The organism is Burkholderia sp. BCC1640, from assembly GCF_902833125.1.
Lineage (GTDB): Bacteria > Pseudomonadota > Gammaproteobacteria > Burkholderiales > Burkholderiaceae > Burkholderia > Burkholderia diffusa.
This window is the reverse complement of record NZ_CADFEF010000142.1, coordinates 1-519: the sequence shown is the minus strand read 5'-3', so window position 1 is coordinate 519 and position 519 is coordinate 1. Positions and strand designations below refer to the sequence as shown.

Annotated in this window: 1 protein-coding gene; it reads left to right on the top strand. The window is 64.2% G+C overall.

Features of this window, described 5'->3' with window-relative positions; translation table 11 throughout:
- A partial coding sequence (locus HWX25_RS32895; RefSeq protein ID WP_175912768.1) for a 3-hydroxybutyrate dehydrogenase occupies positions 1–519 on the top strand: 519 nt, incomplete at both ends.

The window sequence follows — 519 nt, the reverse complement described above, 5'->3', positions numbered from 1 at the left end:
GAAACGTTCGGCTCGGTCGACATCCTCGTGTCGAACGCGGGCATCCAGATCGTCAACCCGATCGAGAACTACTCGTTCGCCGACTGGAAGAAGATGCAGGCGATCCACGTCGACGGCGCGTTCCTGACGACCAAGGCCGCGCTCAAGCACATGTACAAGGACGATCGCGGCGGCGTCGTGATCTACATGGGTTCGGTGCACTCGCACGAGGCGTCGCCGCTGAAATCGGCGTACGTGACGGCCAAGCACGGGCTGCTGGGCTTGGCACGTGTGCTGGCGAAGGAAGGCGCGAAGCACAACGTGCGCTCGCACGTCGTGTGTCCGGGCTTCGTGCGCACGCCGCTGGTCGACAAGCAGATTCCGGAGCAGGCGAAGGAACTGGGGATCAGCGAAGAGGAAGTGGTGAAGAAGGTGATGCTCGGCAACACGGTCGACGGCGTGTTCACGACGGTGCAGGACGTCGCGCAGACGGTGCTGTTCCTGTCGGCGTTCCCGAGCGCCGCGCTCACGGGCCAGTCG